This is a genomic window from uncultured Campylobacter sp., from assembly GCF_938045465.1.
Classification (GTDB): domain Bacteria; phylum Campylobacterota; class Campylobacteria; order Campylobacterales; family Campylobacteraceae; genus Campylobacter_B.
The window spans coordinates 1-2073 of the sequence record NZ_CALIBF010000047.1 but is presented as its reverse complement, the minus strand read 5'-3'; the positions used below and the strand labels follow the sequence as shown (position 1 = coordinate 2073).

Annotated in this window: 2 protein-coding genes and 1 pseudogene; all 3 read right to left on the bottom strand. The window is 48.4% G+C overall.

Annotated features, from left to right (window positions below):
* Positions 1 to 1413, bottom strand: a 1413-nt coding sequence (locus tag Q0413_RS02630; protein ID WP_298987008.1) for a beta-ketoacyl synthase chain length factor, incomplete at its 3' end; no start/stop codon positions are given.
* Complete coding sequence (locus tag Q0413_RS02625; RefSeq protein ID WP_297903847.1) at positions 1403 to 1825, bottom strand: excinuclease ABC subunit A; 423 nt, start codon at positions 1823 to 1825, stop codon at positions 1403 to 1405. The genes Q0413_RS02625 and Q0413_RS02630, both read right to left, overlap by 11 nt.
* Positions 1826 to 1835: 10 nt before the next feature.
* A pseudogene (locus Q0413_RS02620) lies at positions 1836 to 2073 on the bottom strand (beta-ketoacyl-ACP synthase); the annotation flags it as partial.

Genomic DNA, 2073 nt, shown 5'->3' with positions numbered 1-2073 from the left:
AAATTCCACCGCGGTATCTAGCGGGATCTCGCCGTCCCCTTTAAAGCTTCGTAAAATTTCGTTCTCGGCTCGCGGTTTCGGATTTTGCGCCTCTAGGCTCTGTGCCGTCGCGTCCGCAACGTGCGGCGAAATTTCGATCTGCACGTCATCTCCGCGCTGAAGCACCAAAAGTAGGGCGCAGGCGAAGTCGCAGCGCTTCAGATAGTCATTGTTTGCCTCCTCAAAATAGCAGAGCAGGGCGATTTCGTCGTTATCCGATTTGCATTCGCCGTTTTTGCCTGCTTCGTTCGCATCCTGTGCGGAGCCGGAATTTTCCGCGCTTTCTTTCAGCCTCGTAGCTGCGATTATTGCGCCGTTTTCGAGCGCACACGCCGCAGAGATCGTCGAAATTTCGGCATGATTTTGCGTAAAAATCGCATTTTGCGCCGCGATCGCGTTGAGTACGCTGACACAAAAGCTCGAAGGCGAGACGCTTTCGCTCATCGAGCCGAGCAGGCCAAAACAGCGGTTGATCTCGCCAAGGCGCGAGCAAAAAACGAGCGGTAGCCCTTTGCGCTGTGTCGCGGCATCATCGACTGCTTTCAAATTTTGCCTTGCCGAATTTAAGGAATTTTCATTTGAAAAATCCTGTGGCGTTGAATTTAAATTTTGCGACACTAAATTCAAAGAATTTTCGCTTGAAAAATCTTGCTGCTGCTGATTTTGCACAGCGGCACGGCTTTTGCTTGCATCTAAATTTTGAGGCGCGAGATTTAAGGAGCTTTCCTCGGCTAAACTTTCCGGCGTATTTTGCGAAATTTCGCCTAAAAGCGAGATGCAAAGTTTCGCCCCAAGCCCCAAGCGACGGCGCTGTAACGGCGGGATGTGCGCAAGAGCTGGCTTTTTCTTTAAAGCTTCGAGCGCTAAAATTTCCTCTTTTAAGCGGGCGTGAGTAGAAATTTTTAAATTTTCTACGGGGCTATTTTGTAAAGCCTCGCCCTCACGCGCGGCGAAATTTTTATAAAGCTCCGCCGCCTCTTCGGAGTTGCAATCAAAAGCGCACGAGGCGCTAAATTTAGCCCCGTTCGCTTCACGTTCTAATCCCCGCTGCGAGCCGAGCTTGGTAGAATTTTCGTCAAGATTTTCTGCGGCAAGGTTGCACCCCATGTTTTCGTTATTCTCGCAAGCCGTAAAATTTGCGGAATTGATGAAATTTTGCTCGCAGTCCGAAATATCTGCAAAATTTTGCGTAGAATTTAACGCGAAATCATACGTAAAATTTTGATCCATATCGCAAGCGAGATCGGAATTTCCGCCTAAGCTTACTTCGGAAATTCCGTCCGAGCAAGCGGCGAGATTTTTATAAAACTCCGCCGGCTCACCCGAAATTATCGCGCTTGCGTAAGATATACCGAAGCTTAGTTTATTTTGCAATATAGCCTCTTAGCGTGACGCCGTTCATTATCGAGCCTACGCCGCATTCAAACTCCTTGTCGCTCACGAAAACGTTTTTGTAATAGTAGCTCGTGATGTTTACGACCTTGTTGCCACCCTCTTTTTTGGCTCGGTCTTGAAAGCTAAGCAGTGCCGACAAAAACGCGCGGTTGCATGCGGCTTGATCGGTCTTGTTGACGCTGTTTGTTTTTTTGTTCGAGCTTAGCTGCTGCGTGATCTTTCTGCCTGCGGATTTGTTGCCGAAGTAGAATTTTATGTTCGGATCAAGCTTGGCTTTGGCGTCGGGCTCTGCGAGTGCCGCGGCGATAGGGAAGCGCATGATGTCGTTCTTGGCATAAGCCGAATTAGCGACAAAAAGCGCCGCAACTGCGAAAAATAGAAATTTTTTCATTTTCTCTCCTTTAACCGATAAATTTTTTAAAAATCAAAGATGTGTTCACGCCGCCGAAAGCAAAGTTGTTATTCATAACGTAGTCGGTCTTTATCTCCTGCGGCTTCGTGAGGTACCTAAGCGGCGCACATTCCGGATCGATAGCTTGTAAATTTAGATTCGGATAGAATAGCCCCTCGTTCATCATCATCACCGAGATGAAGCTCTCCAGCGCCCCGCACGCGCCCAAAGTATGACCTAAATAGCCC

Bases quoted from the DNA above. Each gene is read 5' to 3' on its own strand.
- Q0413_RS02625 (WP_297903847.1), bottom strand. From the start codon at position 1,825: ATGAAAAAATTTCTATTTTTCGCAGTTGCGGCGCTTTTTGTCGCTAAT.